Source organism: Micromonospora sp. RTGN7, assembly GCF_033804645.1.
GTDB lineage: Bacteria > Actinomycetota > Actinomycetes > Mycobacteriales > Micromonosporaceae > Micromonospora.
The window spans coordinates 1-3,274 of record NZ_JAPZLF010000047.1 but is presented as its reverse complement, the minus strand read 5'-3'; the positions used below and the strand labels follow the sequence as shown (position 1 = coordinate 3,274).

The window sequence follows — 3,274 nt, the reverse complement described above, 5'->3', positions numbered from 1 at the left end:
GGTCGGTCCGCCGGGCCGGCGGGCCGGGCGGGGGCCGGCGGGTGGGCGCCCGCGGGCGGGGGCGGGGCGGGCGCGGCCCGCTTTGCGGGCCGCCTTGACGACGCGAAGAGACCAATTCGGCAGGGAACAGGGCTGGTCACATGCCTTGACCAGCGGTCAAGGAGCGCCAGCCACCGCCAACTTGACTGATCTTGGTCCCCAGATCGCCAAAGAGGGCACATCCATCGATCGAATGTACCCTCTGACCTGCGTCGGGACGGCCGGATTCGAACCGACGACCCCTTGACCCCCAGGACGCTTCGCCACGCGTCCACGCACGTCACGCACGCTATCCCCAAGATCAGGCCGTGCGGTCGACGTCCTGCCGCGCACCATCGCGCAGGCCGTGTGGTCCCCACTTGGTCCCCGGGACGCTGACACGCTCGACGACCTCAGCACACGGTTTAGGAATGGAGGACGGGTCGAGCCGGGTACGGCCCGGTGGCCTGCACAGACGGATCAACCTTCGGGGCACCTAGCCAAGATCAGTCCGCGTATGGTCCGTGAACTCGGTAGGCGCTGCGGGCTGACCGAGGACGGCCGGAGGCCGCCCGCAGGGCGAGGCCGCAAGCGCGCAGAGCAAGCCATGAACCGGCCCCTGCCTTGCAAAGATCAAGACAACTGTCGGCCAGCGTCGGCCACTGCCACTGGCCTGCTCCCCGTGTCGCCTCCCGTCGACCTCGGGTCGCCTCCGTCGGCGGGCTTGGCTGTACGCATGGCTGTACAGCCGAAGCACCCCCGTTCGCCAGATGATGCACTGGCCGGTAGCAGGCATTACGTTGATTGCCCTGGGGTCGTGTGCTGGCGTCGACGGGTGCAGTCTTAACTTCGGCCTCCCCCTCCTGCTTTCCTTGCGTATGCGCAGTGGAGCCAACCAGGGCCTCCCGTACCGGCACTTGTCATACCCGAAGGCTAGGCTAGGTGTTCGGGAGGAGCATAATGCCTGAAATTTTCGGAGACGAACCGCGCCCCTGGGTGATTGTTGACGGCATCGATCCAGACGATGACATCCGTTTGGCCATATTGAAAAATGCCACTAAAGTCACCTTTCTCGATTCAGAAAAAGAGATAATCGACCAAGTCCGGCAGGCCGACTACGACGCATACGTAGTAGTCGGTGAAGCTGGTTATCCCGTCGAAGAGCACCTTTTTGTTCTCCAATTCGGAGGCTCCGGACCGGAAGATAATCACACATTCCAAAACGGCATGCTAACCCTTTACGCAAGATATGACGTCTTGCCCAATAACGGATGTGCTGAGCGGCTTTTTGGGCCAGACGAGAGCATTTTCAACGAGGCGCGAGAACTCGCGAGAATATCGCTCGCACCGTTCCTACAAACTAAGCGGCCACGCGATTTGCTGTACCGCGTCATACCGTTTGGCGGCTTCCAACCGGACTTTCATGGCATTACACCGCTGGTGAGTGAACAGGGGGGCGCACCCTGCGCCGGCTACTGGAGCCGCCCATCCGGCGCTAGCCAGTGGTGGTGGCTTCCCGAAGACACCCCAGACGCCGGCCAATGGATTTCCGCAGTCTTTGCCGCGTGGCGGCGAACCGACCCCGCCCGTTTCCCCTCAGGTCCTGACTGGTCCGAGCATCCGATCTGGATGACTCAAGGAGAGCTCGCTGCGCAGACAGCTCTCGAAGACCACCTTCGTTTCGAGCAACGGACCATTCTGGAAATGGCTGACAGTCGCCGAAGGCTACAGCGGGAGAGGGTGTCAGCGAAAGAGGGGGCTGACACCTCGGAGCGTCTCCTGCTGACCGCACAGGGCGATATTTTAGTTGGCGAAGTTCAGTCGGCCCTGATCGAGGTCGGCTTTACGGTCATCGACGTTGATTCTCTACCGTCTCGGCAGAGCGAGAAGTTGGAGGATTTACGAGTATCCCATGGGAACTGGGTGGCCCTAGCAGAGGTCAAGGGTTACGGCCGTCGGCGAACGGCAAAGACAAACGACCTACAGCAGGTGCAGCGGGCGGTTGTCCGCTACGTGCTGAGCGAACAGAAGGAGCCTAACGCTCGGTGGTATGTGGTCAATCAGATGGCTGGCTCGGACCCAGCGAGCAGACCTCGGCCACTGGCGTCAAGCCCAGAAGATGTGACGACCTTCGCCAAAGACGGCGGCCTCGTGATTGATACCGCAGAATTGTTCAAGCTTAGGGAGGGTGTTCGGAGCGGCGACATTAGCAGCGAAGAAGCTCGGAACCTTCTCTGTAACACGAAGGGCGTTTTTTCGTATCCCGCTGCTACGCCTGAATGACGGCCCTGCAACTGTGCTGCCATCCCGTCTGCCGCCGACCCACACACCCTGGCCCTGGTCTGCTCGGCTCTGCCTGGGTCGGTGGCTGGCGGGATGGCATCCCTCCTCAACCGCCCACCCACCGGAACCATTCGGCAACCCCATCCCGGAGTCGTCTGGCCCCCGCCGAAGGCGCTCTAACCCGGCGTCCGCCGACCACCCGCGCCGTCCGCGGAACCGTTCGGCAAATCCCACCTCGGCCAGACCAGCCACCGAATGACAGCCCCGACGTACCCGGCGGCTGCCTAACCGGCGTGAGGAGTCACCTCGACCGGGCCGGCGGGTGACCACTCCATCGGTCCTCAAGCCATCGACCACCTGGCGGTAACGCGCGGGCAGCTCCCCACCCGCACCTCCTCCCCACCCCCGCCCCCTCTCCCACCTCTTCCCCACCCGGAACCCGAGCGGCCTCGTGATCCGTTCGGCAACTGCACTGCGGAGTCTCTGTGCGGCTTCGAGGCTTGCCGGAGTGGATGACGACCGGCGGTCGGCTTCGTCGTCGCCCTGGTCGAGCCAGGCTCGTCACCGGGTCACCTCACTGACCCCGGGGATGACGCGCGGGGCGTGGTTTGCGGGCCGGCTGACTTTCCGCCCCGGCGCCGTAGGCGGCCGGGGCGGCGGCTCCGCAGGAGCCGGTTGCCGCGCCCCGCGCCGCGCGTCAGCGCCTTGATCCATCGAACGAACAATTCGGCAGGTGACCCGGGGAGCCACCTGAAACTTGACCGGCGGTCAAGCAGCGCCAGGTCGGCTCCAACTTGACCGATCTTGGTCCCCAGGACGCTGAAAGGGCCGACCCGATTTCCGGATCAGCCCTTTGACCTGCGTCGGGACGGCCGGATTCGAACCGACGACCCCTTGACCCCCAGGACGATCCGCCACACGTCCACGCACGTCACACACGCTATGCCCATGATCAAGCCGTGCACCTGACCGC

The 3,274-nt window shown here is 64.1% G+C and carries 1 protein-coding gene; it reads left to right on the top strand.

Annotated features, from left to right (window positions below; translation table 11 throughout):
* Positions 1 to 978 precede the first annotated feature (978 nt).
* Positions 979 to 2,301: a hypothetical protein gene (locus SNR22_RS29090; RefSeq protein ID WP_320069882.1), complete on the top strand. Its 1,323-nt coding sequence runs from the start codon at positions 979 to 981 to the stop codon at positions 2,299 to 2,301.
* Positions 2,302 to 3,274: the final 973 nt, after the last annotated feature.